A 26,747-nucleotide genomic window follows, 5' to 3' on the forward strand; every position below is an offset into this window, starting at 1 on the left:
CAGAGATCGTACGCGCAGTCGAGAGTCTGTCATATATTTATAGACAGATACTCGAAGTCGTGTTCTAAGTAGTCACGGGTCGGCTCGCCGGGTCTCGACAAGCTCGACCACCGGGAGTGGGGCTCGACCACCGGGTCTCGACGGGCTCGACCACCGGGTCTCGACGGGCTCGACCACCGGGTCTCGACAGGCTCGACCACCGGGGGTGGGACTCGACGGGTGGGCCGGAGGGCGGGAATATGCAGGTGTGAGGGGCGAAACCTCTCGTCAGCGCGAAATCGGGCTGATAGCTTTATTTTGACGCCCCCGTCGGTGGCCGGTCTGGGGGGACGACATGCTGAAGACTCGTGTGTGTGCGCCGCGAATCCGGGCAACGACCCTCGCGCAGCCGTCGGTGCCGCCCCAACGGATGCCCGCCGCGCGGTGCCCGCACTTCTCCAGTCATTCGTCTGACTCAGGCGCGTCCGAAAGGCACGATCATCATGGAACCGACACACCGCCGCGACCGGTTCTCTCCGAGGAGGTCCGGCGATGAATGAGACGGATGCTCTCGTCGGCGCGCTCGGGGTCATGCTTCTGCTCAGCAGCGTGGCATCCATCGCGGTCTACGTTGTCACGGCCCTTGGGCTGTCCCGGATGTTCGGCAAGGCCGACCTCGAGGGCTGGAGGGCCTGGGTCCCGGTGCTCAATACGATCACTTTCCTGCAACTGGGCGGCTACCCGGCGCTCTGGGTCATTGCTCTGCTCATCCCCGGGGTGAACATCGTCGGCGCGGTCATCCTGTGCCTCGCCCTCAACAACATCAACCGTGGGTTCGGCCGGAGCGGCGGTTTCACCGTTCTCGGGATTCTGGTATCCCCGGTCTGGGTCCTGATCCTCGGCTTCGGGAAGGACACCTGGAACCCGGCTGCCGCGGGGGCTGCGCCGCTCACCGGTCGCGCGCCGGACGTCGCCGCGGCCCCGAACCCGGCGCCGGGATCGTCAGCGGTCGCCGGCTCTCCGGTCGTCGTGCCCGCCTTTGTTCCTCCCGCGTTCGTTCCTCCGGCCACACCGCCGGCGCCGTCAGCCGCGGCCAGCTGGGACCGTCCCGCGGAGGACGCCCCGGCTGGTTCGTCTCCGACCACGGCGGCCTTCGCGCCCGTTCCGCCGGTGCCGTTCTCTGCTCCGACCAGTCGACCGGCACCCGTGCAGGTTGCAGTCCCCGTCGCATGGGCGACGGGGACAGCCTCCGCGCCAGCCGGCGTTCCGGGAGCCACGGTCAGCGCCCCGGCCGCCGCCGAAGCCGCCGGGCCGGTTGCGTGGACCGCACCGCCCGTCGTCGGCATGCAGCCCCTGCCGCCCGCGCAATCGGTGGGTGACACGCCGGTGAGCGAGGCTCCCCCAACGACGACGTCGGCGCCCCCGGTCCCAGTGGCCAGCGGAGCGGCCGGAGCGGTGCCTGCCCCTGTCGCGCATCCCTTCGCGGCAGCATCCACTGGTCTGGCGGCTCAGGCCCCCGCGCAGGCTGCTGCCCCGACAGCTCCCGGCCTCGACTCCGACCCCGGAATCGAGGAAACGGTGATCTCCCGACGCCGACACCCGATGTGGCACCTGGACTTCAGCACGGGTGGAACCACCGCTCTGACCGAGACCGTCATCCTCCTCGGCCGAGCACCGGTGCGAGACCACACGAGCCCCGCCGCCCAGCTGGTGTCGCTCAACGACCCGGCCCGCACCGTCTCGAAAACGCATGCCCGGCTGGAAAACGTGGACGGACGCTGGTTCATCACCGACCTGGCATCCACCAACGGCGTCTGCGTCACCTCTCCCGCCGGTGAGGAAACCGAAATCAGCACGGGAACACCCACCGTGATCGAGCAGTCCTTCCTGCTCGGCGACTATGGCATCAGCCTCCGGACGGGCGCGCGATGACCGCATCACTCGACCGGTCTCCGGTTGCCGGTCGCAGGCGGATGCTCCGTGGCCACCAGACCCGTGGAGAGCAGGCCCGTGGATAGCAGGCCGGGCGTCGATGGGGGCCTGCAGATCGAGCACGACGGTATCGTGTACGACCTCGACCCGACCTGCTCGTTCACTATCGGGCGCGAGGGCGACCTGGCCATCGACTCGAACAAGTACCTGCACCGGCGGTTCCTGTGCCTCGAGGTGGAGGCCGGCGTGTGGTGGATCTCCAACGTCGGGCAGCATATGAGCGTGAGCCTCTCCGCCGGCGATGGCTCTTTCCAAGCCCGGCTGGGCCCGGGAACGCGGGTTCCGATTGTCTTCTCGCACACCCTGCTGCAGTTCACGGCCGGGCCGACCAGCTACGACGTGCTGGTCAGCAACCCCTCCGCGACCTTCCAGTACCGGTCGACCGATAGGGCGACCGCCGTCGGCGAGGACACCGTCGGCAACGTTCGCCTCACGGCGTCGCAGAAACTCCTGTTGGTCGCTCTCTGCGAACCTCTTCTGCGGGAACGCGACTCCGGGGTGAGCGGCATTCCGACCTCTGCGGTCGCGGCGCAACGCCTCGGCTGGCCGGTTACGACGTTCAACCGCAAACTCGACAACGTCTGCGACCGGCTGGACCGGTTCGGAATTCAGGGGCTGCGCGGCGGTGTCGGAAACCTCGCCTCCAACCGCAAAGCCCGGCTCGTCGAGCACGCCCTTCTCGTGCAGCTCGTCACGGTCGACGACCTGGACCTTCTCGACGTTCTTCTCACCGGCTCCACCGATCAAACCGGCTCCACCGATCACGCCGGCGTGCCCGAAAGGATCATCGCACCATGAGGCTCAAACTCACCCTGCTTCGTCCCGGCGGCACAAGCGACGACATCCTCGTCACGGCTGAACCGAATGCAACCCTCGGCGACATCGCCCGCGCCATCGCCGAGAAGGATCCGCAGCGCCCCGCCGGAGCGGTGCCGCTCGACCCCGAAACCGAGTCGGGCGGCACCGCGCAGACGTTGCGCATCCACCGGCCCGGTGCCGCGGAGGCCGAGCTCCTCTCCCCGTCACGCGTGATCGGTGAGGCCCACATCGGGTCCGGCCTGGCCGTCTCCGTGGCCGACCTCGACGCCTCGCGCGGCCAGATCGCCTTCGGCGACGTCGATCTCGTCGCCGACCTGCGCGTCATCTCCGGGCCGGCGCAGGGCGAGGCGTTCCTCGTCGCCTCGGGAAGCCTCATCATCGGCCGCGACTCCAGCTGCGACATCGTGCTGCACGACAGCATGGTGTCGAAGCGCCATGCCCGTATCGAAGTCGAACCGGGAATGGTCACCTTCGTCGACCTCAACTCCGCGAACGGGCTGACCGTCGACGGCGGCATCGTCGCCCGGGTCAGCTTCGTGGCCGGTGGTCGCCTCACCCTCGGCGAGAGCGTGATCGAGGTCGTCGCGGTGGGCAAGCCCCAGGCGGATGCCGGTCCGCGTGAGCGCGTCGGCGCGCCCCGGGCGTTCAACCGGTCACCGCGCCGGGAGGAACGGTTCCCCGGGCTCGAGCTGACCGCGCCGGCCTCCCCGGTCGAGGAATTCGGTCAGGGGCTGCCCTGGCTGGTCATGATCGCCCCGCTCCTGATCGGTGTCGTGCTCTACGTGGTGACCCAGAGCATCCTCTCGGTGGTCTTCGTCGCGCTGTCCCCGATCCTGTTGCTCGGCAACTACTTCAACTCGAAATCCGAGCGCAAACGCAAGCTGAAGCGCTCTATAGCGCGGTTTCGAACCCAGTTCGCCGACCTCGAGGCCACGCTTCTCGACGGCGAAGAGAATGAGCGTCGGGTGCGGTTGCAGGAGACGCCCGCCCTCGCCGACGTCGTGAGCGGCGCCCAGGGTCGCGAACGGATGCTGTGGGTGCGGCGCCCGGAACACTGGTCCTTCCTGACGTTGCGGCTGGGCATCGGCCGGCTGCCGTCGCGGTCGCAGGTCGAGCGGCGCTCCGCGAACGACGCGTCGCTGCCCGAGTATGACGCGATGGTCGACGAGCTCGTCGACCGGTTCGAGTTGATCGACGGCGTGCCGGCGATCGAGAGCCTGCCGATTGCGGGAGGACTGGGCGTCGCCGGCTCGCGCGACGAGTCGATCGGCTACGCCTCGTCGCTGATCGTGCAGGCCACAGCCCTGCACTCGCCGGCCGAACTCGTCGTGACCGCGCTGATCGACCCGCGCGTGACCGTCGACCTGGACTGGATCAAATGGCTTCCGCACGCGACGAGCCCGCAGAGCCCGGTGGCAGCCTGGCCGCTCGCCGACAGTGTGCCCGCCGGTCTGAGACTGCTCTCGGCCCTGGAAGAGATCGTGCAGGCCCGGTCCAGCACCCAGGCCGGCGTCACCGGGGCGACCCTGCACGCCATCGACTTCGAGGATTCCACCAGCGGCATCGCCAAGACGTCAGGCCTGGGCCGGGACAAGGACACTCCGGTGCCGTTGCCGGTCATCCTCGTCGTGGTCGCCGGTGACGTCCCCGCCGACCGCGGGCGCCTGATCCAGTTGCTGGAGCGCGGAGCCGACGTGGGGGTCTACCCGATCTGGGTGGCACCCACGGCCGCCGACCTCCCCGGCATCTGCCGTACCTTCGTCGAGGTCGATGCGACCGGCACCCGGGCCACCGTGAGCTACGTGCGCGAGGGAGTCTGCCTCACCGACGTGGCCGTGCAGGTCATCGACCCCGCGCACGCGGCGCAATTCGCCCGTTCGCTCGCCCCGGTCACCGACAGCGGCTCCTATTCTGCCGACGAGAGTGACCTGCCGCGGGCGGTGTCGTTCGTGCAGATTCTCGGCGACGAACTCGCGCACACCCCCGGCGCCGTGGTGGACCGGTGGCTGCAGAACGAATCGATGCACGACCGCACGACGCATCTGCCACCCTTCACCGCCCGGCGCAACGTCGGCACGCTGCGTGCACTGATCGGGCAGGGCAGCCCCGACGCGATGCACCTGGACCTGCGCACGCAGGGCCCGCACGCCCTGGTCGGCGGCACCACCGGATCCGGTAAGAGCGAGTTCCTGCAGGCGTGGGTGCTGGGCATGGCCGCCGAATACAGCCCCGACCGGGTCACCTTCCTCTTCATCGACTACAAGGGCGGCAGCGCGTTCGCCGAGTGCGTGCACCTCCCGCACTGCGTCGGGCTCGTCACCGACCTCAGCCCGCACCTGGTGCGTCGGGCGCTGACCAGCCTGCGCGCCGAGATCCACTTCCGGGAGCGCCTCTTCAACAAGAAGGGCGTCAAGGACCTGATCGAACTCGAGAAGCAGGGCGACCCGGAGTGCCCGCCGGCGCTTGTGCTGGTCATCGACGAGTTCGCGGCCCTCGCCGGCGAGGTGCCGGAGTTCGTCGACGGGGTCGTCGACATCGGCCAGCGCGGCCGTTCCCTCGGCATCCACCTGATCATGGCCACCCAGCGACCTGCCGGCGTCATCAAAGACAACCTCCGCGCCAACACGAACCTGCGCGTCGCCCTCCGCATGGCCGATGACGCCGACAGCACGGATGTGATCGGGTCCAGCATCGCCGCGGGTTTCGACCCGAGCCTCCCGGGCCGGGCCGTCGTCAAGATGGGTCCCGGGCGACTCACGCCCTTCCAGTCCGGCTATGCCGGCGGTTGGACGGCGGGAGTGCAGCCGCGGGCGCGGATCGACGTGACCGACCTCGGCTTCGGCCAGGCCCGGGTCTGGGAGAGCCCGGCCGGAAGCACCGAAACCGAGGCCGATGAAACCGGTCCGAACGACAGTGCCCGGCTCGTGGCGAACATCGCCGCCGCCTTCGAGGCGGCAAGCCTCCCCGCGCCGCGCAAACCATGGCTCGACGAGCTGGCACCCGTGTACGACCTCGCCAAGCTGCATCAGCGCACCGATTCCGCACTGCTGCTGGGCGTCGCCGACGACCCCGCGAACCAGAAGCAGCACCCGATCTACTTCCGTCCCGACACGGACGGCAACGTGGCGATCTACGGCGCCGGGGCATCCGGAAAGACCGTGGCCCTGCGCACGCTCGCCGCGGCGGCCGGGGTCACTCCCCAGGGTGGGCCCGTCGTCGTCTACGCCCTCGACTTCACGGCAGGCGGCCTGCGGGTCCTGGAGGAGCTGCCGCACGTGGGATCGGTGATCGACGGCGACGACTCCGAGCGCATCGTGCGCCTGTTCGGCATGCTGCGCGCCATCGCGGACGAGCGCATCGAGCGGTACGCCCGGGCACGGGCGAGCACCATCACCGAATACCGGGCCCTCACCGGCGAGACCGAGGAGCAGCGCATCCTGCTGCTGGTGGACGGCATGGCCGCCTTCCGGCAGGACTACGAGTACACCGGCGCGGCGAACATCTTCACCGCCTTCCAGCAGCTCCTCTCGGACGGCCGCCAGGTGGGCATCCACGCGGCGGTGACGGCCGACCGCCCCGGGTCGGTGTCGCCGGCAGTCGCGGCATCCATTCAGCGACGGGTGGTCCTGCGGCTTGCCGACGACAACGACTACGCCATGCTCGATGTGGGAACGGATGTGCTCACGGCGGCTTCCCCGCCCGGCCGGGCCGTGATCGACGGGCTCGTCACCCAGATCGCAGTGCTCGGCGGCACGCCCAATGTGGCTCTGCAGGCCAAGGCGATCGAGCAACTCGCCAAGACACTCCGCTACGGCGGCCGGGTCACGGCCGTTCCCATCGAACGGCTCACGGACTCGGTGCTGCTGTCCGACCTCGGCTATTCGGTGCCGAACCGGATTCCACTCGGTATCAGCGACGAGACGCTGAAGCCCGTGGGCATCGAGCCGTCGGGGGTGTTCATGATCTCCGGGCCGCCGTCGAGCGGGCGCACCTCGCTGCTCCTCGCACTGTTGGCGAGCGTGGCCTCGGCCGCTCCCCACAGCCGGTGCGTCTATTTCGGCAACGCCCGATCACCGCTGGCCCAGCTGGGCAACTGGTTCCGCACGGCGACGACGACGGAGGCCTCGATCGCCCTCGCACGCGACCTGCTCGCCGCTGTCAGCGAGCCGCAGACGGCGGGGAACTCCTACACGATCGTGATCGAGTCGATGTCGGACTACCTCGGCACCGGGGTCGACACCGAACTCATACCGCTGATCAAGGCCGCGCGGCGCAACAGCCACTTCGTGATCGCCGAATCGGAGACGAGCACCTGGACCCAGTCCTGGCCGCTCACCAACGAGTTGCGCAGCGGCCGCCGCGGGTTCGCGCTGCAGCCCGACCAGCACGAGGGTGACCTGCTCTTCAAGACATCGTTCCCCCGGGTCAAGCGCAACGAATTCCCGCCCGGGCGAGGCTGGTTCGTGGAGGCCGGGCGGGTGCGCAAGGTGCAGACCGCGCAGGCGGATTAGCGCGGTGACCGTTCTGGGGAGTTCTCCCCATCGCGCGGCACGGCCGCGGCTCGCTAGTGTGAGGTTGTAGCAACGACAGATCCTGTTTTGTGGGGGGTCTCCAAGAAGAGAGAGAAAGGTCTGATCATGGCTGGATTTATTGGACAGGTTCCGGAAGAAGTCGACGCCCTCGCGCAGGACTTCGAAACCAAGGCGAGCGACATCGAGAACCTGATTTCCGCGCTCAAGGCGCGACTCGGCGGAACGACCTGGGTCGGAACAGACCGCAGCCGCTTCGAAGGCGACTGGGACGGCCAGCTCTCCTCGAGCCTGCGCAGCGTCTCCAGCGCCCTGCGCGACGCCGCCATGACCGCTCGCGGCAACGCCGAGCAGCAGCGCACCGCTTCGTCCTAGACCCGGCAGTGAGCGGGGTGGTCGGCTTCGGCCGGCCACCCCGCTGATTCGTACCGGTGTGATCGACGTGTGTTTCAGGGGGTTGTGATGCTTTTCATGAAGAGTGAATTGAGCAGTGCTGCGGCTGCGATCCGGAATGCGGAAGCGCAACTGAGCCGCACGGCCGCTGAGCTGGCGGATGCGGGCCTGTGGGCCGGGCAGGACGCGGACCGTTTTCAGGACGACTGGCGGAACTCCGTCAGGGCGCCGTTGCAGACCGCCGCGGGGATCGTCGACTCGGTGGCGTTCATCACGCTCTGACGCGCGGGTCAGCGGCATTCGAGGGGGGAACGAATGGGGCACCACATCGGCATGGATCCCGACGAGGTCGAGGGGCGGGTCGCCGTTCTGCGCAGCCAGATCGCGGAACTGGACGGCGCGCTGACGACCATGCGGCGGGCCCGGGAGGCGTCCGCCAATCCGCTCGGCTACGGACTGCTCCCGGGCAGCCCGATTCTGGCGCCGTGGGCGCTGGCCGGCCTGGCCGTGGCGGCCGCGCAGGTGAAATCCGCTCGGGTCCACGCGGAAGAACTCGTCAATCGCCTCGCCGGCGAGATCGCGCAGCAGCGCGCCGCGAGCGACGGCGGCGCAATCGCGTCAGCAGCGGGCCACCCGGCGTCGCAGACGCCCGCCGCGGCCCTCGCCGCCTACGCGGGGGACCCGACCGCTGATCCCGTCGTGGTGGCAGCCTGGTGGCGCGCCCTGTCGGAGGAGGAGCAGCGCGCCCTGGTCGTGGGGCATCCGGAACTGGTGGGGAATCTCGAGGGAGTCGACTACACGTCGCGCTCTGAGGCCAATCGAGCAGAACTCGACCGTCAGATCGGGATTGCCGAGGCATCCGGTGACGACGAAGACCTCGACTACCTCCAGTCTGTGAAGACGGCCGTCGGGCAGCACACACAGAGCGTCTATCAGCTGATCAGCTTTACCGCCGGCCCGCCACCCCTGGCAGCGATTTCCGTCGGCAACCTCGACACGGCCGCCTACGCCACGTTCCTGGCCCCCGGCATGGGCAGCAACTCGGCGGGGACGCCACAGGATCTGACCGCTGCAGCTCGCGACCTTTACGTGGAAGAGCGTTCCCTGCAGGTCGCGCGTGGACTGACCGGGGGAGTCGCCGTCGTCGCGTGGATGGCCTACGACGCACCCGAAATGGCCAGTCTCACCGACCTCGACGTCTTCAAGGGTGAGCGGGCCAGCGAGGGCGCGGTCGTTTTCGAGCGGGCCCTTCTCGGCTACGACGCCTCGTACAACGCGGGGCCGGGGCACGAAGACCACGGGTCATTCCTCAGCGTGGACGCCCATTCGTACGGGTCGACGATGGCCGCGGATGCGCTCGCCGACATTCCCGAGGGCATCGTGGACGCCTTCGTCGCGATCGGCTCGGCCGGCATCGCCACGAGCATCGGCGGTGCCGACGGCCTGAACGTGCCGGACGGGAGCGTCTACGCCATCCAGGCGTACGAGTCGCTGCCGGCGGCCGGCCTCGGCCTGCTCGGAAGCGGCCGTGAGGGAGCGTACTGGGAGTCCTTCGGGGCTGAAAGACTGAGCTCAGACCATCAGATCGTCGACGAGAGGGAAACCAGCGTGACCAACGTTCATGATCTGCAAATGGGAGAGGACAGCTGGTTGTTCAACGGATATCTGGATCGCAACACGACGTCGCTGAACAATGCGGCTCTGGTGAACCTCGGGCTGGGAGACGAGGCGTCTCGTGGCTAAGCGCCCGATCGGAGCGGCGTCACTCGTCGTGCTCGCCCTATCGCTCTTTCTCACGGGCTGTCAGGGCATCCCGGGAACACAACCAGCCAGCACGGAGGCAACAATGACCGAAGACGAATCGCTCGAGAATCTGAACGCCATTTTCGACGACGTGCAGACCCTGGTCGGCGGTGACTGGGTGGACGAGGACCTCGATTCCCCGCGCAGTTGCTCTCAGTCGGCGGGGGCGGGGGTTCAGCACAGCTCGTTCCGGGTCGGAACTGCCCCGTCGGACCGCAGCGAGGTTTTCGCTCTGGTCAAGGAGCACTGGACCGATCTGGGTTACACGGTTACCGAGCGCATCGACGAAGGCTCCGTCGTGAGCATGCGGCTGATGGCGTCGAAGCCGGACGGTCTGGACCTGACGTTCATCGCCGCCGACCTGGGGATGACGCTGGACGGTCTGACCACCTGCGTGCCCGACGACGCCGCGCGCTAGGCCGGAGGTACTGGTCCCCACCTCCACGGGAGGGGGCTCTGTCCGACGCCGGTACGCACGGATGTCTGAACACGATTCACATGCGACACACCAGGGGGAAACATGACACACACACAATCGACGAGCATCCGAGGTGCCTTCGGCGTGGTCGTGGTGGCGGCGGTGCTGCTCGTGAGCGGCTGCGCCGGCACCGCGACGGGAGCAGGGTCGGACGACCCGACGGCGTCGCCCAGCACGGAGGCGACCGCCGGCGCGGAGGACTCGGAGACCCCCGCCGGGCAGCCGGAGGCGGGAGTCGACGCGGCCACGGCGGCCGAGCAGCTGATCCAGATCAACCTCGATCTGCTCGCCGACGGTGACTTCGCGGGGGCGTGCACGCTGTACCTGCCGGCCTACCGCGAGCAGCTGACGACTCTGGCCGATCCGGGCAACACAGATTGCGCCGACGCCCTCGAGGTCGGCTACGTGACGAGCGTTGCGGCCTCCTTCGCCGCGGCGGATGAGGCCGGTGAACTGCCGCTGACGCCATTCTTCAACCTGCCCTCGGCGATCACCGTGGACAGCGCCCAGGTCGACGCCTCGGAGACCTGGCTGGCCTACGTTCCCGGTGCGGCACTCAGCAGCAACGACCCGCAGGAGTTCCGCGATGGAACGGGTGTCGTTCCGGGGTGGCTGGCCCGCTCGCTGTACGTGCAGCAGGACGACGCCGGCGTGTGGCGCTTCGCGTCGTCGACGGAGTACACGGACCGCTGACCGGTCGGCGGTGCGCCGCATCCGTCGCCGGGTCGCCCGTCGCCGGGTCGCCCGTCGCCGACAGCCCGCGGCGCACCCTGTGGAAGCGGGCGCACGGTAGAACATGCGCCCGCTTCCACAACCTGCGCCGCGAGGCGCGGGGGGTGTGGGCACGTGGGGCGCGTCGGACGTCGAAGATACATCTGTGCACAGGGCTGTGGAAAAACCTGTGGACAGCAATGGGAAAACTGACTGCTTCCTTGTGAATCACTGGCATACGGGGTGTGGATAACTCCGTGGAAAACCTGTGGATTCCGGGCCGCCACGCCGGTTGTCCCCGGCTCGATTCAGCGGATGCCCGCCTGTGAATACCTCGAATACAGGTTCGGAATGCGCGTGTCTAGCGAATCTCGGTGAGGTATGTGGTGTACCCGGCGCTGCGCATCGCGGCCATGATCGGCTCGGTGCCGCCGGGCTCGGCGATGGCGATCATGGCGCCGCCGCCCCCGCCACCGGTCAGCTTCGCCCCGAGGGCGCCGGCCCGGCGGGCGATCGCCACGAGCGCCTCGATCTCCGGGCTCGACACCTGCAGGGCATTGAGCAGTCCCTGGTTGATGTTCATCAGCTCGCCGAGCTCGGCGACGTCGCCGCGGCGGAGAGCGTCCACCCCGGCCAGGACCAGTCCGTCGATCTGGCTGAAGATGGCGTCGTAGCGCGTCGGGTTGCGCTGCCAGGCGGTGCGCACGAGGCCGACGGTCTGCGCGGTGAGCGACTCCACCCCGGACAGCCCGATCACGATGGGGATCGGATGGGGGGTGAAGATGTCGCGGATCGTGTGGCCGCCCGGGGCATCCGTTTTCTGGAACAGAACCGAACGGCCGAAGGTGGCGACGGTGTTGTCGATGCCCGACGGGGTGCCGTGCACGATCTGTTCGCACTCGAAGGCGAGACTCGACACCTCGGCGTCGCTGATCGTGAGCTGGAAGCTGTCGGCGACGGCGCGGATCACCGCCACCGCGAACGCGGCGGAGGCTCCCAGGCCGCTGGCGCGCGGCAGGTGCGAGAAGACGTCGACCCGCACGCCCGCGGCGGAGACGCCGAGCCGGGAGGCGATCAGTGCGGCCACCCGGTGCGACAGGTCCGCGCGAAGGGGTTCGCGCACCGAGCCGTCGCTGTCCCAGTCGGCGATGACCGGGGCGCGGAGCGACGCCTGGCGGGTGACCTGCGCGCGCACGGACAGCCCGATCGGGGCCGCGATCGCGTGGTAGCCGTAGACGACGGAATGCTCGCCGAGCAGAATGATCTTGCCGTAGCCGAGGTGGGCGTCCGGGCCGGGGGCGCTGGGCGCGGGTGCTGCGCTGGGCGCGGGGTGCGGCGCAGTCGGGGCGACGGATGCCGCGGGGCGCGCCTCGGCATCCGTCGCAGCCGACCGGGCGGCCGGGTCGCACTCGCTGCCCCCGTCGAGGGCCTGGATGATCTGGCGCGCCTTCCACACCTTGATCTCGCCGTCGGCGATGAGCATTTCGACGACCTCCTCGAACCGGGCTCCACTGGCTCCGGCGGCCGCGGCGACGGCCCGCGCGTGCAGGCGCATGTGTCCATGCTGGATGCCGTTGGTGGACAGGGCCTTCAGCGCGGCCAGGTTCTGGGCCAGCCCCACGGCCGCCATCACCTCGGCCAGTTCGGGCGCCGAGGACACCCCGAGGATCGTGTGCGCAAGGCGCACAGCCGGGTTCGACTCCACCTGGCCGCCGACCGTGCCGACCTTCAGCGGCATGGTCAGTTCGCCCACCAGGTCGCCGGATCCGTTCACGCTCCACGTGGTCAGCGGGCCGTAGCCGTCGCCGCGGCCGGCGTAGGCGTGGGCGGCCGCCTCGATCGCCCGCCAGTCGTTGCCGGTGGCGAGGGCGACGGCGTCGATGCCGTTCATGATGCCCTTGTTGTGCGTCGTGGCCCGGTAGGGGTCCATCGCCGCGAACTCGTTCGCCAGCACGATGCCGTCGCGCACCCGAACGCCGGGGTAGTCGGCGGTCTCGAGCAGCGCGGACGGGATCACGGCGCGGGCGCGCACCAGGGCCCGGTCGGTGAGGTTGGAGAGGATGCGCAGGAACACCCGGCCGCCGCTGATCTCCTCCACCAGTGGGGCGAGCCGTTCGCACATGGAGTTGACCAGGTTGGCACCCATCGCGTCGCGGGTGTCGACCAGCAGGTGCACCACGAGCAGCACGCCGTTCTGCGCGGTCGCACCGCGCAGGAAGACCTCGATGCCCCGGGCGCCGCCGCCGCGGGCGACCATGTTCGGATGTCCGCTGTTGGCCAGGTGCACGAGTTCGTCGCCGCGCGCGAGCAGGTCGGCCCGGGCGCGTTCGGGGTCAGTGACGTCGACGACCTGGATCTGACCGATCAGCAGTGGCTCGTCGGCGACGCTCGTGAACCCGCCGGCCTGCCGCACCAGCCGGGCCGTGGAACTGACCGCGGCGACGATGGAGGGCTCTTCGACCACCATGGGCACGAGATAGTCCTGGCCGTTGATCTGGAAATTCAGGCCCAGCCCCATCGGCAGCGAGAACACGCCGATCACGTTCTCGATCAGCCGGTCGGCAGCCGCCACGTCGAGGGCGGATGTTCCGCCGGTGAGCTGCGCGGCGGCATCCGTGCTCAGAACGCCGCGCTGCTCGAGGAGCGCGATTCGCTCGCTGACCGACAACTGGTAGAAGCGGGGGATGCGGGACCGGCTCATGACGCGGTGCCTCCCTGTAGGCCGGCGGCGAAGAAGCCGAGCGGGATGATGGCGGCCCCGGCCCGGGCGAGTGCCCCGGCAAGACGCTCGGTGGGTTCTCCAGCGTAGCTAAAGGCCAGGCCGACGTCTCCGCCGCCGGCTCCGCTGGTCTTGAAGACGCCGCCCTCGCGCCGGGCGAGGGCGTGCAACTCGCGGTGCCGCGCGCTCACGATGCCGGCCCGGGCGTGCTCATCGAGCTCGCACAGGGCCGAGAAGTAGTCGGAGGCCAGGCGCAGGAAGTCGGCCGGTTCGGCCAGGGCCGCCTCGGCCTGCCCCGCGAGGCGCGCCAGCCGATCCAGGTCGGCCCGGTGCCCGGCGGGGTTCTCGGCGGCGTAGTCGGCCACCCGGCCCACCAGACGGGTGGTCAACGACCCCTCACCGGTGACAACGGCCGAGATGCGGAGCTCCTCCGGCCAACGGAGCGGTACGATCGCGGCGCCCGGGGTGTAGCGGATCAGTCCGCCGTGCACGCTCGCGGCCACGTCACCGCCGCTGCCGGCGCCGTTCTGCGCGGAACGGTGGGCGGCGTGGGCCAGCCGGAACAGTTCGCCCTGATCCAGGCTCAGTGCCCACGCGCGGGCCAGGGCGGCGGTCAGGGCCACGGCGGTAGCGGCGCTGGAGCCGAGGCCCAGCTTGTGGCCGCCGCGGGAGAGCGCGCTGCTGTCGATGGAGATCGTGAGCGGGGGCACGGTGAGTGACCAACGGGCCGCGGTCGGCAGCGCCGCGGCCTGCACGGTGGCGCGCACCTCGTCGAAGACGCGGAGGTGGGCCCGCTGCTGGTCGGTGAGGCCGGCCGGGAGGGCGCCATCCGTTGCCAGGGTCAGATCACGGATGCCCAGATTGGGTGCACTGACCTGCCAGGCGCCCGTGCGGGACTCGTCGATCGTCACCTCCACCCGCCGGTCGACGGCGGTGAGCAGCGCGGGTGCGCCCTCGAGCACGGCGTACTCGCCCAACAGGAAGAGCTTGCCGGGTGCGGAGGCCCGGATCGTCGGCATCGTCGGGGTCGGGGTCGTCATCGCCGTCATTCCAGCCGGTAGGCGGCCGGGCCGAGTGCGCTGATGCGCGCCTCGTGCACGCCGGGCACGAGCGCCAGGGCCTGCTGCACGGCGGCGGCGTCACCCGGCAGGCAGAGCACCTTGACCTGCGGGCCGGCGTCGATGGTGAAGTAGGCCGGCAAGCCCTGGGCGCGCAGGGCCCGCACGGCGTGCATGGCGGCGACGGTCGCGGCGTTCCAGTAGATCAGCGCGGGCCGGGTCGTGAGCATCAGGGCGTGCAGCTTCAGGCAGTTGTACTCCGACAGCTCGCCGAGCCGCGCGAAATCACGGTCACGGATGGCCGCGCGCATCTCGTCGAGGTCGTCGTCGGCCGAGTCCAGCCAGGCCGGGTAGAACGGAGACGTGGCCTTGCTCTCGTTCATGCCGATTGTGGAATTTATCGATTTCTCGCCGTGCTCGGTGATCGCCACGACCACGGTCAGAGGCCATTCCTCCCGGTCGAGCAGCTCCTCCGCGTAGGCGTCCGAGCCGTCCGCGGCGGTGCCGGCGTGCATCTCGGCGAAGCCGCCGAAGATCGATCGGGCGGCCGAACCCGACCCGTGCCGGGCGAGGATCGACAGTTCCCGGGCCGGCAGGGAGAGCCCGGCGGCGCCGGCGGCTGCCACGGCGAGGGCCGCGAAACCGGAGGCCGACGAGGCGAGGCCCGCACCCGTCGGGAAGTTGTTCGTCGACGACACGATGGCGCTGTGCCCCGCGGCGGGGAGGCCCAGGCCGGCGGCATGACCGCGCACCAGGTCGAGAACGTGGCTGATGCGCGTGACCGGGCCCCGGCATCCGGCCAGCCAGAATTCGTCGGCGGCCAATCCGGGCACGAAGGTGACGCGGGTGTCGGTGTAGAGCGCGTCGAGCGTGACCGAGATCGAGCCGACGGCGGGCGTGTTCAGGGTGGCGTCGCGCTTGCCCCAGTACTTGACGAGGGCGATGTTGCTGTGTGCGCGGGCCACGGCGGTGGCTCCACCATCGATGGGTTGGTCCACAGTGGTGCTCCGATCGGGTTCCCTCGATTTTAGTCGCTTCGCGGGGCTCCGCACCGGCGCCCCGGGCCGGTTGCGGCTGACGATCTGCTCCTGGTCACCACTTTCACCAACCGGACGAGGATAATGGAAAGGTGCGTTTGAGACCCGGTGTGGGTGAACAACCACGCCAAACCTGAAGAGGGAACCGTTGACACCTGGAATTAGTGGATTCTCCCTGTTCGTGCCGCCCTACCGTGTGCAGCTCGAAGACTGGTGCGACTGGAACGACCAGCCGTGGGGGAAGGTCAAGAACGTCGTCGGCCGCAGCTTCCGCATGCGCGGTCCGGGCCAGAGCGTCTACACGCTGGCGGCGAACGCGGTGTGGCGTCTGATCCGCGACTACGACATCGACCCCGGCCAGGTCGGCCTCCTGGCCCTCGGCACCGAGTCCAGCAGCGACAACTCGGCCGGCGCGGTCATCGTCAAGGGCATGGTCAACGACGCTCTCAGTGCGCACGGCCTGCCCCTGCTCGCCCGCGACTGCGAGGTGCCCGAGTTCAAGCAGGCCTGCCTCGCCGGCGTCTACGGCATCAAGGCGGCGCTGCGCTACCTGGCGACGGATGGCGTGGGCCGTCAGGCCATCGTCGTCTCCGCCGACATCGCCGAGTACGCCCGCGGCGGCAGCGGTGAGCCCACCCAGGGTGCCGGCGCCGTCGCTGTGCTCCTGGAGAGCGAGGCGCGTCTGCTGGAGGTGAACCTGGCCGGGTCCGGCAGCGACTCCGACTACCGCGTGGCCGACTTCCGCAAACCGTTCGCGCGCTTCCGCGGCCAGCCGCCGCGCGACGACGGACAGATGCAGGACCTGCCCGTGTTCAACGGCCGCTACTCCACCAGCTGCTACATCGATGCCACCCACCACGCGATGACGGCGCTGCTGGGCAAGCGCCCCGGAAACGCCCTCGACTACTTCACCGAGGTCGACCGCGTGTTCATGCACCGCCCGTACCACCAGATGCCGGCGACGGGGTGGGTGATGGCGTACCTGTTCACGCTCGCGGCCGATGAGGAAACGGGCCGGGACCAGCTGCGCGCTCACTGCGCGGATGCCGGAATCGATGCCGACCTCCTGCTCGCCGAACTGTGCGCACCCTCGCCGTTCCACGGCAACGGTGCCGACATCGGCGAGATCACCGGCGATGTGTTCCCGCTGTCCCGCCGGCTGCGCCAGCACCTGCGCAGCACCGAGCTCTGGAACACCCTGGTCAGCGAGAAGCTCGGCCTCGGCTCTGACGCCATGCGCGACCTGGGCAACCTCTACACGGCGGCCCTGCCGGCATGGCTCGCATCCGGTCTCCAGCACGCCCTGACGGACGGTCTCGATCTCGCCGGCCAGGAATGGCTGGCACTCGGCTACGGCAGCGGCGACGCCGCCGAGGCCCTGCCGATGCGGGTCGCCGAGGGCTGGCAGGCCGCCGCCGGGCGGATCAACTCCGAGACCGCGCTGGAGAACCCGGTGGACCTGACCGAGGCGCAGTACATCGCGCTGCATGAGGGACGCCCGGGCGATCTCGTGCCGGCCCCGGCCGACGACCAGTTCGTGGTCGACCACCTCGGCACGGCGAACGGCCCCGACTTCTACGACCAGGGCATCGAGTACTACCGCTACGTGCCGCCCACGGCCTGAGCCCCGCCCCGCCCGTCCGGTACGGCGTCCGAACCAATTCGACGGAGATTTTGCTCTAGAACGTGGGTTTTGGAGTGAAACGGGGTGATTCCGCCCGAATCTCCGTCGAATTCGTTCGGGCGCGGGCGGGGCGCGGGGCGCGGAAACAGGAAGGCCCCCGACGCAGTGCGTCGGGGGCCCTTCCTGGTGAACCGCGTTAGTCGTTCGGCTCCAGGAACTCGGCGGTGTGCGCGATCGTCGGGATGGACGATGTGATGACGGTGCCGTCGGCCCGTCGCCCACCCTCGATCAGCGCCCGCGAGGGTGCTCCGGAGTCGCGCGGGCCCTGGTGGGCCAGCGGGACCGTGACGGGCAGGCCCATCCGCACGATGACGGAGACGCCGCGCACGGCCAGCATGACGTCGACGCCCTCTTCGACCGTGAGGTTGACCTCGGTCTGCCGCACGTCCACGCGCAGCCGGGTGCCCCGGAGCGTGATGCGGAAGGTCAGTGCCTCCCAGGTCTCGGGCAGACGCGGGTCGAGGGTGATCTTGCCGCCGTGGTCGCGCATTCCGCCGAAGCCGTAGACGAGCGCGCTCCAGACACCGCCGGCGGATGCCACGTGCACGCCGTCCGCCGCGTTGTGGTGCAGGTCGGCAAGGTCGACGAACAGGCCCGAGGTGAAGTACTTGAGCGCGAGCTCGTGGTAGCCGACCTCGGCCGCGATGATCGACTGCACGACGTCCGACAGCGTCGAGTCGCCCGTGGTGATCGGGTCGTAGTAGTCGAAGTCGGCGCGCTTCTGCTCCGGCGTGAACTGGTCTCCCTGCAGCAGGAGGGCGAGCACGACATCCGCCTGCTTGAGCACCTGGAAGCGGTAGATCACCAGGGGGTGGTAGTGCAGCAGCAGCGGGCGGTTGGCCGGCGGGGTCTGCGACAGGTCCCAGCGTTCCTTCTCCAGGAACTGGGCGTCCTGCGGGTGGATGCCCAGGGTCTTGTCGAACGGGATGTGCATCGCTTCCGCGGCGAAGGACCATTCGATGATCTCGGCCTCGTCGAGTCCGAGACGCGCGACCATGAAGTCGTAGGAGGCGATGTCGACCTCGCGCAGCCGGCGCACGCCCTTGACCGCGGCCCGCAGGTTCGAGCGGGCCATGATGTTCGTGTACAGGTTGTCGTTGACGACGGTGGTGTACTCGTCGGGCCCGGTGACGCCGTGGATGTGGAAGACGTCGTTGCCGTTGCCGCGCCAGAAGCCGAGGTCGGCCCACATGCGCGCGGTCTCCACCAGGATGTCGATGGCCTCGCGGGAGAGGAAGTCCTCGTCGCCGGTGGCCGACACGTACTGGGTGAGCGCATAGGAGATGTCGGCGTCGATGTGGTACTGCGCGGTGCCGGCGGCGTAGTACGCCGACGACTCCAGGCCGTTGATCGTGCGCCACGGGAACAGGGCGCCGAGCTGGTTCAGCTCGGTGGCCCGGGCGCGGGCGTGATCGAGCATCGCGTGCCGGAACCGGAGCGCGTTGCGCGCGGCGTTCGGCGACGTGTAGGTCAGGAACGGGAGCACGTACACTTCCGTGTCCCAGAAGTAGTGGCCGCCGTAGCCCGATCCGGACACGCCCTTCGCGGACACACCCTGGCCGTCGGCGCGCATGGAGGCCTGCGCGAGCTGGAAGAAGTTCCAGCGGGTGGCCTGCTGGAGGGCAGGCTGACCGGCGAGTTCGACATCCGTGCGCGCCCAGAAAGCGGTGAGCCAATCGCGCTGCTCGGCCACGTAGTGCTCGGTTCCTGCCGCGACGGCGCGGTCGAGCGTGCGGTCGCACCGGTCGGCGAGTTCGTGCGTGGGGACGCCCGTGGAGGTGTGGTAGCTCAAGGTCTTGGTCAGTTTGATCGACTGGCCCTGCTTGGCCTTGATGCGGTAGACGTGCTTGGCGAGGTCGTCGCCGATGTGCGAGGCCTCGTCGTACTCGTTGAGCGTCTCCATCTGGTGGTCGGCGGCGCAGGCGATGGTCATGCCCGAGTTCGTGCAGCGGAAGCCGAGGATGTAACGGCCGTCGGAGGCCCGCTTGAAGCGGGGACGCAGCACCCGGTCGGTGAAGGACTCGGCCTTGCGCGGGTCGAAGTCCTTGCCGTTGGTGGGCTTGGGAGCGTCGTATTCGCCGATGCCGTCCTGGCGGTTGAGGATCTGGCTCGAGATGACCACCGACGCGTCGGCGTCGAGCATGGTGACCTCGTACTCGATGATCGCCAGGTGGCGTTCGGTGAACGACACCAGGCGGCGCGACTGGATCAGCACGCGCTTGCCCGAGGGCGTACGCCATTCGAGGGAGCGGGAGAGGATGCCGCCGGCGAAGTCGAGGCGGCGCTCGTAGCTGAGCAGGTCCGCGAGGGTCAGGACGAGCGGCTCGTCGTCGACGTAGATGCGGATGATCTTGGCGTCCGGCGCGTTGACGATGGTCTGCCCGACGCGCGCGAAGCCGAAGGCCTCCTCGGCGTGCCGGATGGGCCAGGTCTCGTGGAAGCCGTTGATGAAGGTGCCGTGCGCGTGGCCGTCGCGGCCCTCGTCGACGTTGCCGCGCAGGCCGAGGTAGCCGTTGCCGACGGCGAACAGGGTCTCGGTGCGCCCCATGTCGTCACCGGAGAAGTCCTTTTCGACCAGGGCCCATTCGTCGATCGGGAACCGGTTGCGGTCGAGCGGGTCGGACGTGTCGGTGTTCCGGTTCATACCCCGGCCTCCGTTTCGGCGTTGGGGAGAAGGTCGTGCAGGTCGGGCACGACGACGTCGGCGCCGGCGTCGAGCAGCGTCTGCGTGCCCACGCCGCGGTCTACGCCGAGAACGAGGCCGAAGTTGCCGGCGCGACCGGCCTGGATGCCCGAGTGTGCGTCTTCGACGACGACGCACTGGGAGGCGTCGAGGCCGAGCAGGGCGGCGCCGAGCTCGTAGGTGTCGGGGGCCGGCTTGCCGGCCAGGCCGCGCTCGGCGGAGAGCAGGCCGTCGACGACGATCTCGAAGCGGCCACGGATGCCGGCGGCCGCGAGGGTCTTCTCCCCGTTGCGGGAGCTGGTGACGACGGCCACGGCGAGGCCGGCGGCCACGACGTAGTCGAGGAACTCGATCGATCCCGGGTACGGGGTGACGCCGTCTTCGACGAGGGTCTCGGTGAATGCCTGGTTCTTGCGGTTGCCGAGCCCGCAGACGGTGTTCAGCTCGGGGCCGTCCGTCGGGTCGCCATCGGGCAGCAGGATGCCGCGGGAGGCGAGCAGGGAGCGCACGCCGTCGTAGCGGGGCTTGCCGTCGATGTACCGGAAGTAGTCGGCGTCGCTGTAGGAGGGACTCACCCCCTGCTCCTCGAGGAAGGGGGTGAATAAGCGCGACCAGGCGGCCATGTGCACGTCGGCGGTGGGTGTGAGTACTCCGTCGAGGTCGAAGAGTACGCCCCGCAGGGACAGGAGCCGGTCGCGCGTTTCTGCGCGCGACAGGGGGGATCGCGTAGAAGTCATTACTGGTGCCTTGCTCGGTAGGTCCTCAGACGGGGGAGTCTGATCGGTCAAAGGGTCACGATTTCGATCAGGGGGGGGGATCGACGTGATGTGCGCCAACGCGGCGAGAACGCGAGTGACGACGATGCGGACCAGGTCTAGGGCTGCATGCGCCTGAATACACCAACGATCCTATGCCCCCGACACCGCTGCGCCGTCTATCGAGGCGGCGCCGTGCGGCCGGTCAGCCGGCCTCGGTGGCGCTCGCACGAGCATCCGGCTCGGCACTCGCCCTGGAATCGCCCAGTACGATTGGTCAGGTGACCCGCGAATCAGCCGCGAGCCCGGCGGCACCTGCTTCGACGGATACTGCGCGCTCCGATCGGCTGACCGGTCGACGCTTCACCCGGCTGATCTCGGTCACGATCGCGGTGCTCGTGCTCCTGGTGGCCGGTCTCGCGGCGGCGAACTTCAGCCAGGGACCTCGCCTGGCCTCGGCCGCGATCAACCTGGACGCCTCCGTCTCCCGCGGCAATCCCCGCCTGCTGCTCACCGCCAACCTGCCGCTGGCCGAGGTCGCGGCCGGCCAGGTCGCGGTCAGTCCGGCCACCGAGGTCTCCACCAGCGTCTCCGATCGCGCTCTCACGGTCGAGTTCGCGGGCATCCTGCGCTACAACACGGTCTATACCGTGACGGTGACGGATGTCGCGGGCACGTCCCAGAGCGCCACGTCCACTCTGGAATACGAGTTCACGACCCCGGACGTCGATATCTATGCGCTGCAGCGCGACCGTCGGATGAGCGACTCCGGCGCCAAGCAGCCCGACACCGTGCGCCGCACGACCCTGCTGGGACGCGGTGACGGCGACGTCGTATTCAGCGCGTCGCGCATCCAGCAGTATGTGGCCCTGGAAGACCACCTCGCGGCCGTCACGCTGGGCGACGACGACGCGGCCACCCTCGAGGTGGTCTCGTTCGCGGGCGGGGACAACGTGCAGGTGCCCCTGCCGGGCGCCGGAGTGGTCGAGAACCTGCGGGCATCCCCGTCGAAGTACCTGATCGCGTACACCTTCACCAGCGCGCCGGACTCCCAGGGACGCCGTTACGACCGCACCCCCTTCGTCTACGACCTGACCGAGTACTCGGGCCTCCCGGTGGAGGTCACCGGGGTGGACGACCTGCCGATGACCGTCATGGACCTGGTCTTCGTGCCGGACTCCACGACTCTCGTCGTGCAGAACTCGGGTTCGAGCATGTTCCTCGTCGACCTGCTCGGCGAGGCCGTGTTGACCCCGCTGGGCCAGCACGCGGAGCTGCGCGATTTCGTGCCCGGCACCCGCGCGCTGGTCGTCGCCGACCCGAACCAGGGTTCCACAATCGACCTCGCCGACGGGGCAGTGACCGCGCTCGACCTCAAACCCAGCCTGCTCGACGAGAGTGCCTACCCCGGCAAGGTCGTGCTGCTGAACGAGCAGGGCCGGTACGCCCGCCTGTTCCTGCAGGCGACCACGGACATCAACCAGCTGTCGTCCCTGATCGCCGTCACCGACCCCGACGACTCCAGCGTCGCATTCGCGCCCGCGTCGGAGTCGTCGAGCGTGCGGGACTTCTGCGTCTCCCCGAACGGCCAGTACCTCGCGGTGGAGACGATCCCGGCCGCCGGCCTCGCCGACGAGTACCCGACCCTGCCCGCGTTCTCGGGCATGACGACCACCCTCGTCGACCTGGACAGCGGCACCAGCAGCCGCAGCGTGTCCGGTTTTCTCCCTGACTGGTGCGGGTGACCGACGGATGCGCCTGCTCACCACCGACACGCAAGCCCCTGCCCCGAGCGCGGCCGAGCCGAAACACTCCAGGATGTGCACATGAGTCAGACCACCGCTGTGCGGCCCTCCGCCGCACGCCGGGGACCCGGCCGGGGCCTCACCGTCGGCCTCGTCATCATCGGGATCGTCATCCTGCTGCGGGCCTTCGCCCCGGCGCCGCCCGCCGACAGCCTCGCGGACACCGCCCGCGACTTCGTCACCCTGTCGATCAGTGTGGTCATCGAGTCGCTGCCGTTCGTCTTCCTCGGCATCGTGCTCTCGATCGGGGTGCAGATCTGGTTGCCGGAGGGGTTCCTGCTCCGGCGCCTGCCGAAGAACCCGGTCGCGCGCCGGGTGGTGCTCTCCCTGCTGGGCATGTTGCTGCCCGTCTGCGAGTGCGGCAACGTGCCCCTCGCCCGGGGCCTGATCGCCAAGGGTCTCACGGTCGGGGAATCGATGACGTTCCTGTTCGCCGCCCCGATCCTGAACCCGGTGACCATCATCACCACCCAGCAGGCGTTCGGCTGGGACAGCGGCATCCTGGCCTGGCGCATCGCCGGCGGCTTCCTGATCGCCAACCTGATCGGCTATATCTACAGCCGGCATCCGAAACCCCAGTCCCTGCTCACCCCGCGGTTCCAGGAGGCCTGCGCGCTCGGCGACGGCCACGACGCGGCCGCGGGGAAGGCTCGGCGCAGCGCGACGTTGTTCACTCAGGAGACCAGCGCGATGCTGCCGGCCCTCTTCATCGGCGCCGGCCTGGCCGGTCTGATCCAGACCGCCGTCTCCCGCGATGTGCTCGTGACGCTCGGCAGCCATCCGGTCTGGTCCGTCGTGGCGCTGATGGTGCTGGCGTTCGTGGTGTCGATCTGCTCCAACGTCGACGCCTTCTTCATCCTCTCCTTCGGCGCGACCTTCCTCCCCGGCGCGATCGTGGCCTTCCTGGTCTTCGGCCCGATGATCGACATCAAGATGCTGGCGCTGCTGCGCACGACCTTCACGGCGAAGACCCTGGTGCAACTCACCCTGATTGTGGCGCTCTGTTCCGCGGTGCTCGGATTGGCGATCAACTATGCGGTTTAGACGGCTTCTGCGGCGCTGGCAGGGCGCGGTCCTCAGCGTCGTGGGCATCGTGGCCACGGTCTGGCTGGGTTTCAGCGGGCAGCTCGGCCTGTACATCCACCCGCGCTATTTCGTGTTCACCTGGGTCATGGCGGGCATCGCCGGGGTGCTCGTGGTGGCGGCCTTCGCCCTCGTGCCGGCGGCCGAACACGAGCACGAAGCCCGGGACGACGAGGGACGCTGGGCGTGGCTCTGGTCGGCCGGCAGCATCCTGATCATCGCCTCGGCCGTCGTGGGGCTGCTGGTGCTGCCGCCGGCGACCCTGACAACGGCCACGGTCGCCAAACGTGACCTCAACGGCTCGACCTCGTCGATCACGCAGAGCGAGGCGAACGACCTCGTCGGCGGCGACTACTCCACCTTCACCGTGCGGGACTGGTCCTCGCTGCTCCGCCAGGGGGCCGGCGAGGACTTCTTCGCCGACAAGACCGCCACCGTGACCGGGTTCGTCACGCCCGACCCGAGCGACCCGGAGAACGTGTTCTTCGTGGCCCGGTTCATTGTGGCCTGCTGCGCGGTCGACGCGCAGCCGGTCGGCGTCCCCGTCTACCACCCCGGCTGGCAGGACGAGTTCCCGGTCGACAGCTGGGTGTCGATCGTGAGCGGCTTCGGCACCAATCCGAGCATCAGCAGTGAAGAGGCCATCGTCCTTGTCGGGAGCGAGATCACGCCCACCGACCAGCCGGCGCAGCCGTACGTCTACTGAGCTCCGACGTGGTTGCTGCCCGCCGTGACGCCGGCGAGGCGCAGCCAGGTGTCGACCACGGTGTCGGGGTTCAGCGACACCGAGTCGATGCCCTCGGCGACGAGCCACTCGGCGAAGTCCGGGTGGTCGCTGGGCCCCTGGCCGCAGATGCCCACGTACTTGCCGCGCGCCTTGCAGGCCGCGATGGCCATGCTGAGCAGCTTCTTCACGGCCGGGTCGCGCTCGTCGAAGCCACCGGCGACGATGGCCGAGTCGCGGTCGAGGCCGAGCGTCAGCTGCGTCATGTCGTTGGAACCGATGGAGAAGCCGTCGAAGTAGTCCAGGAACTCGTCGGCCAGCAGCGCGTTGGCCGGCAACTCGCACATCATCACGATCTCGAGGCCGTTCTCGCCGCGCCGCAGACCGTTCTCGGCCAGCAACTCGATGACGCCCGCGGCCTCGTCCAGGGTGCGCACGAAGGGGATCATCAGCTTGACGTTGGTCAGCCCCATTTCGCCCCGCACGAACGAGAGCGCCTCGCACTCGAGGTCGAAGCAGTCCCGGAAGGACGGCTCGAGGTAGCGCGACGCCCCACGGAACCCGAGCATCGGGTTCTCCTCGTGCGGTTCGTAGGCCGGCCCGCCGATCAGGTTGGCGTACTCGTTCGACTTGAAGTCGCTCATCCGCACGATCACGGTCTCCGGGGCGAACGCGGCTGCGATCGTCGACACGCCCTCGGCCAGGCGCTTGATGTAGTACTCCCGCGGGGAACCGTAGGCGGCGATGCGGGTGTTGATCTCCCGGGCCACGTCGGCAGGCTGGTCGGCCAGGTTGAGCAGGGCCTTGGGGTGGATGCCGATCTGCCGGTTGATGATGAATTCGAGCCGGGCGAGACCCACGCCGTGGTTGGGCAGCTGGGCGAAGGTGAACGCCTGCTCCGGAGTGCCGACGTTCATCATCACCTTCACCGGCGCCGGCGGCAGCGTGGTGAGCGCGGTCTCCTCCACGCCGAAGTCGAGCAGTCCGTCGTAGATCAGTCCCGCCTCGCCCTCGGCGCAGGACACCGTGACCAGGGCTCCGTCGGACAGGATGTCGGTGGCGGTCCCGGTTCCGACGACCGCGGGAATGCCGAGTTCCCGGGCGATGATGGCGGCGTGGCAGGTGCGTCCGCCGCGGTTGGTCACGATGGCGCTCGCGCGCTTCATGATCGGTTCCCAGTCGGGGTCGGTCATATCGGCGACCAGCACGTCGCCGGTGGCGAAGCTGGCCATCTGGTCGATGGATGAGAGGATGCGCACGCTCCCGGCCCCGATCCGCTGGCCGATCGCGCGGCCCTCGACCAGGACCTTGCCGGTCTCCTTCATCTTGAACCGGCTCTGCGATACGGCGCTCGCCCGTGACTGCACGGTCTCGGGGCGGGCCTGCAGAATGTAGATGCCGCCGTCCACGCCGTCCTTGCCCCACTCGATGTCCATCGGGCGCCCGTAGTGCGCCTCGATCAGAAGGGCGTGCCGGGCCAGCTCGTCCACGTCGTCGTCGGTGATGCTGAACAGGTTGCGCAGTTCGGGTTCCACGGGCACGAAGTCGATCGTGCGACCGATTTCACGGTTCTGGGTGAAGGTCATCTGCAGCGCCTTCTCGCCGAGGGTGCGCTTGAGGATGGCGGGACGGCCGGCCTTGAGCGCCGGCTTGTAGACGTAGAACTCGTCCGGGTTGACGGCGCCCTGCACGACGGCTTCGCCCAGACCGTAGGAGGACGTGATGAACACGGCGTCGCGGAAGCCGGACTCGGTGTCCATCGTGAACATGACGCCGGACGAGCCCACGTCCGAGCGCACCATGCGCTGGATCCCGGCGGAGAGGGCCACCTCGGCGTGCTCGAAGTCATGGTGCACCCGGTAGGCGATCGCCCGGTCGTTGTAGAGGGAGGCGAAGACGTCCTTGATGGCCGGCAGGATGTTCTCGATCCCGCGCACATTCAGGAACGTCTCCTGCTGGCCGGCGAAGGACGCATCCGGCAGGTCCTCGGCGGTCGCACTGGAGCGCACCGCCCAGGAGAGGTCGTCGGAGCCGCCGTGCTTCTCCACCAGCGCCGCGTACGCCTCCCGGACCTGCGCCTCGAACTCGGGCAGGAAGGGCGTGTCGCGCATCAGGCCGCGAATCTCCTGGCCGGCCGCGGCCAGTTCCGTGACGTCGTCGATGTCGAGGCCGCGCAGGCGCTCGATGATCCGCTGGTCCAGGCCGGAATCGGAGAGGAAGCGCCGGTAGGAGTCCGCCGTGGTGGCGAATCCGTCGGGAACCTTGACGCCGGCCGACGTGAGGTTCTGCACCATTTCTCCGAGGGAGGCGTTCTTGCCGCCGACCCGGTCCAGGTCCGCGAGTCCGATTTCTGAGAACCAGAGGATGTCCGTCGTCATTGTGTCTGCTCCTTTGCAGGTGTGCGGCCGAAGGTGCGGCCACCGGGTGAGCCGGCTCACCTCGTGGATGAACCCTCTGTTCCATAGTGTCAGGTCTGTCTGGCCGACGTGTGACGT

At 69.1% G+C, this 26,747-nt stretch carries 18 protein-coding genes; 12 read left to right on the forward strand and 6 right to left on the reverse strand.

Going from position 1 to position 26,747, the window contains the following annotated elements:
- Positions 1-531 precede the first annotated feature (531 nt).
- From E3T49_RS04530 to E3T49_RS04565, 8 genes are all read left to right on the forward strand, one after another.
- A complete protein-coding gene (locus E3T49_RS04530; RefSeq protein WP_134423776.1) occupies positions 532-1,911 on the forward strand; it encodes a DUF5684 domain-containing protein in 1,380 nt (459 codons plus the stop codon).
- Positions 1,912-1,959: 48 nt separating this feature from the next.
- Complete coding sequence (locus E3T49_RS04535; protein WP_241972647.1) at positions 1,960-2,769, forward strand: hypothetical protein; 810 nt, start codon at positions 1,960-1,962, stop codon at positions 2,767-2,769.
- Entirely contained in the window at positions 2,766-7,301 is a 4,536-nt protein-coding gene (locus E3T49_RS04540) for an FtsK/SpoIIIE domain-containing protein (RefSeq protein WP_134423777.1), read from the forward strand. The genes E3T49_RS04535 and E3T49_RS04540 overlap by 4 nt, the downstream gene beginning before the upstream one ends.
- A 126-nt stretch (positions 7,302-7,427) precedes the next feature.
- A complete protein-coding gene (locus tag E3T49_RS04545) occupies positions 7,428-7,694 on the forward strand; it encodes a WXG100 family type VII secretion target (RefSeq protein WP_134423778.1) in 267 nt (88 codons plus the stop codon).
- 87 nt (positions 7,695-7,781) lie between these two features.
- Complete coding sequence (locus E3T49_RS04550) at positions 7,782-7,994, forward strand: hypothetical protein (protein WP_134423779.1); 213 nt, start codon at positions 7,782-7,784, stop codon at positions 7,992-7,994.
- A gap of 33 nt (positions 7,995-8,027) precedes the next feature.
- Complete coding sequence (locus E3T49_RS04555; RefSeq protein ID WP_134423780.1) at positions 8,028-9,455, forward strand: alpha/beta hydrolase; 1,428 nt, start codon at positions 8,028-8,030, stop codon at positions 9,453-9,455.
- A gap of 103 nt (positions 9,456-9,558) precedes the next feature.
- A complete protein-coding gene (locus E3T49_RS04560; RefSeq protein WP_134423781.1) occupies positions 9,559-9,933 on the forward strand; it encodes a hypothetical protein in 375 nt (124 codons plus the stop codon).
- Between the two features lie 102 nt (positions 9,934-10,035).
- On the forward strand, positions 10,036-10,686 hold the full coding sequence (locus E3T49_RS04565) for a hypothetical protein (RefSeq protein WP_134423782.1): 651 nt from the start codon (positions 10,036-10,038) through the stop codon (positions 10,684-10,686).
- Between the two features lie 379 nt (positions 10,687-11,065).
- Here E3T49_RS04565 and E3T49_RS04570 read toward each other — a convergent pair whose 3' ends face one another.
- Genes E3T49_RS04570 through mvaD form a run of 3 tightly spaced genes read right to left on the reverse strand, consistent with a single transcriptional unit; the run spans position 11,066 to position 15,479 of the window.
- Positions 11,066-13,405, reverse strand: coding sequence for a hydroxymethylglutaryl-CoA reductase, degradative (locus E3T49_RS04570; RefSeq protein ID WP_134423783.1), 2,340 nt, complete (start codon positions 13,403-13,405; stop codon positions 11,066-11,068).
- Positions 13,402-14,463: a mevalonate kinase family protein gene (locus tag E3T49_RS04575; RefSeq protein WP_134423784.1), complete on the reverse strand. Its 1,062-nt coding sequence runs from the start codon at positions 14,461-14,463 to the stop codon at positions 13,402-13,404. The genes E3T49_RS04570 and E3T49_RS04575 overlap by 4 nt, the downstream gene beginning before the upstream one ends.
- A gap of 5 nt (positions 14,464-14,468) precedes the next feature.
- Complete coding sequence (mvaD, locus tag E3T49_RS04580) at positions 14,469-15,479, reverse strand: diphosphomevalonate decarboxylase (protein ID WP_198414214.1); 1,011 nt, start codon at positions 15,477-15,479, stop codon at positions 14,469-14,471.
- Positions 15,480-15,666: 187 nt separating this feature from the next.
- On the opposite strand from mvaD, the gene E3T49_RS04585 reads away from it, so the two are divergent.
- Positions 15,667-17,142 carry a hydroxymethylglutaryl-CoA synthase gene (locus E3T49_RS04585; RefSeq protein ID WP_134423785.1) on the forward strand — a complete coding sequence of 492 codons (1,476 nt, stop codon included), beginning with the start codon at positions 15,667-15,669 and terminating at the stop codon, positions 17,140-17,142.
- A 196-nt stretch (positions 17,143-17,338) separates the two neighbouring features.
- Here E3T49_RS04585 and E3T49_RS04590 read toward each other — a convergent pair whose 3' ends face one another.
- Both E3T49_RS04590 and E3T49_RS04595 read right to left on the reverse strand, forming a co-directional pair.
- The gene (locus tag E3T49_RS04590) at positions 17,339-19,846 is read right to left on the reverse strand and encodes a glycoside hydrolase family 65 protein (RefSeq protein ID WP_134423786.1); all 2,508 of its coding nucleotides are present in this window, start codon (positions 19,844-19,846) and stop codon (positions 17,339-17,341) included.
- Entirely contained in the window at positions 19,843-20,622 is a 780-nt protein-coding gene (locus E3T49_RS04595) for an HAD family hydrolase (protein ID WP_134423787.1), read from the reverse strand. Before E3T49_RS04595 ends, E3T49_RS04590 begins: the two co-directional genes overlap by 4 nt.
- Before the next feature lie 299 nt (positions 20,623-20,921).
- On the opposite strand from E3T49_RS04595, the gene E3T49_RS04600 reads away from it, so the two are divergent.
- From E3T49_RS04600 to E3T49_RS04610, 3 genes are all read left to right on the forward strand, one after another.
- The gene (locus E3T49_RS04600; protein WP_134423788.1) at positions 20,922-22,385 is read left to right on the forward strand and encodes an Ig-like domain-containing protein; all 1,464 of its coding nucleotides are present in this window, start codon (positions 20,922-20,924) and stop codon (positions 22,383-22,385) included.
- A gap of 81 nt (positions 22,386-22,466) precedes the next feature.
- A complete protein-coding gene (locus E3T49_RS04605) occupies positions 22,467-23,489 on the forward strand; it encodes a permease (protein WP_134423789.1) in 1,023 nt (340 codons plus the stop codon).
- A complete protein-coding gene (locus E3T49_RS04610) occupies positions 23,479-24,234 on the forward strand; it encodes a TIGR03943 family putative permease subunit (RefSeq protein WP_134423790.1) in 756 nt (251 codons plus the stop codon). Before E3T49_RS04605 ends, E3T49_RS04610 begins: the two co-directional genes overlap by 11 nt.
- On the opposite strand, the gene ppsA is transcribed toward E3T49_RS04610, so the two are convergent.
- Positions 24,228-26,630 carry a phosphoenolpyruvate synthase gene (gene ppsA / locus E3T49_RS04615; RefSeq protein WP_134423791.1) on the reverse strand — a complete coding sequence of 801 codons (2,403 nt, stop codon included), beginning with the start codon at positions 26,628-26,630 and terminating at the stop codon, positions 24,228-24,230. The genes E3T49_RS04610 and ppsA overlap by 7 nt on opposite strands.
- Between the last annotated feature and the right edge of the window lie 117 nt (positions 26,631-26,747).

The organism is Cryobacterium cryoconiti (assembly GCF_004403065.1).
GTDB classification, from domain to species: Bacteria; Actinomycetota; Actinomycetes; order Actinomycetales; family Microbacteriaceae; genus Cryobacterium; species Cryobacterium cryoconiti.

Coding starts and splice junctions, on each gene's coding strand:
- E3T49_RS04530 (WP_134423776.1), top strand. CDS start 532: ATGAATGAGACGGATGCTCTCGTCGGCGCGCTCGGGGTCATGCTTCTG.
- E3T49_RS04540 (WP_134423777.1), top strand. CDS start 2,766: ATGAGGCTCAAACTCACCCTGCTTCGTCCCGGCGGCACAAGCGACGAC.
- E3T49_RS04545 (WP_134423778.1), top strand. CDS start 7,428: ATGGCTGGATTTATTGGACAGGTTCCGGAAGAAGTCGACGCCCTCGCG.
- E3T49_RS04550 (WP_134423779.1), top strand. CDS start 7,782: ATGCTTTTCATGAAGAGTGAATTGAGCAGTGCTGCGGCTGCGATCCGG.
- E3T49_RS04555 (WP_134423780.1), top strand. CDS start 8,028: ATGGGGCACCACATCGGCATGGATCCCGACGAGGTCGAGGGGCGGGTC.
- E3T49_RS04560 (WP_134423781.1), top strand. CDS start 9,559: ATGACCGAAGACGAATCGCTCGAGAATCTGAACGCCATTTTCGACGAC.
- E3T49_RS04565 (WP_134423782.1), top strand. CDS start 10,036: ATGACACACACACAATCGACGAGCATCCGAGGTGCCTTCGGCGTGGTC.
- E3T49_RS04570 (WP_134423783.1), bottom strand. CDS start 13,405: ATGAGCCGGTCCCGCATCCCCCGCTTCTACCAGTTGTCGGTCAGCGAG.
- E3T49_RS04575 (WP_134423784.1), bottom strand. CDS start 14,463: ATGACGACCCCGACCCCGACGATGCCGACGATCCGGGCCTCCGCACCC.
- E3T49_RS04590 (WP_134423786.1), bottom strand. CDS start 19,846: ATGAACCGGAACACCGACACGTCCGACCCGCTCGACCGCAACCGGTTC.
- E3T49_RS04595 (WP_134423787.1), bottom strand. CDS start 20,622: ATGACTTCTACGCGATCCCCCCTGTCGCGCGCAGAAACGCGCGACCGG.
- E3T49_RS04605 (WP_134423789.1), top strand. CDS start 22,467: ATGAGTCAGACCACCGCTGTGCGGCCCTCCGCCGCACGCCGGGGACCC.
- E3T49_RS04610 (WP_134423790.1), top strand. CDS start 23,479: ATGCGGTTTAGACGGCTTCTGCGGCGCTGGCAGGGCGCGGTCCTCAGC.
- ppsA (WP_134423791.1), bottom strand. CDS start 26,630: ATGACGACGGACATCCTCTGGTTCTCAGAAATCGGACTCGCGGACCTG.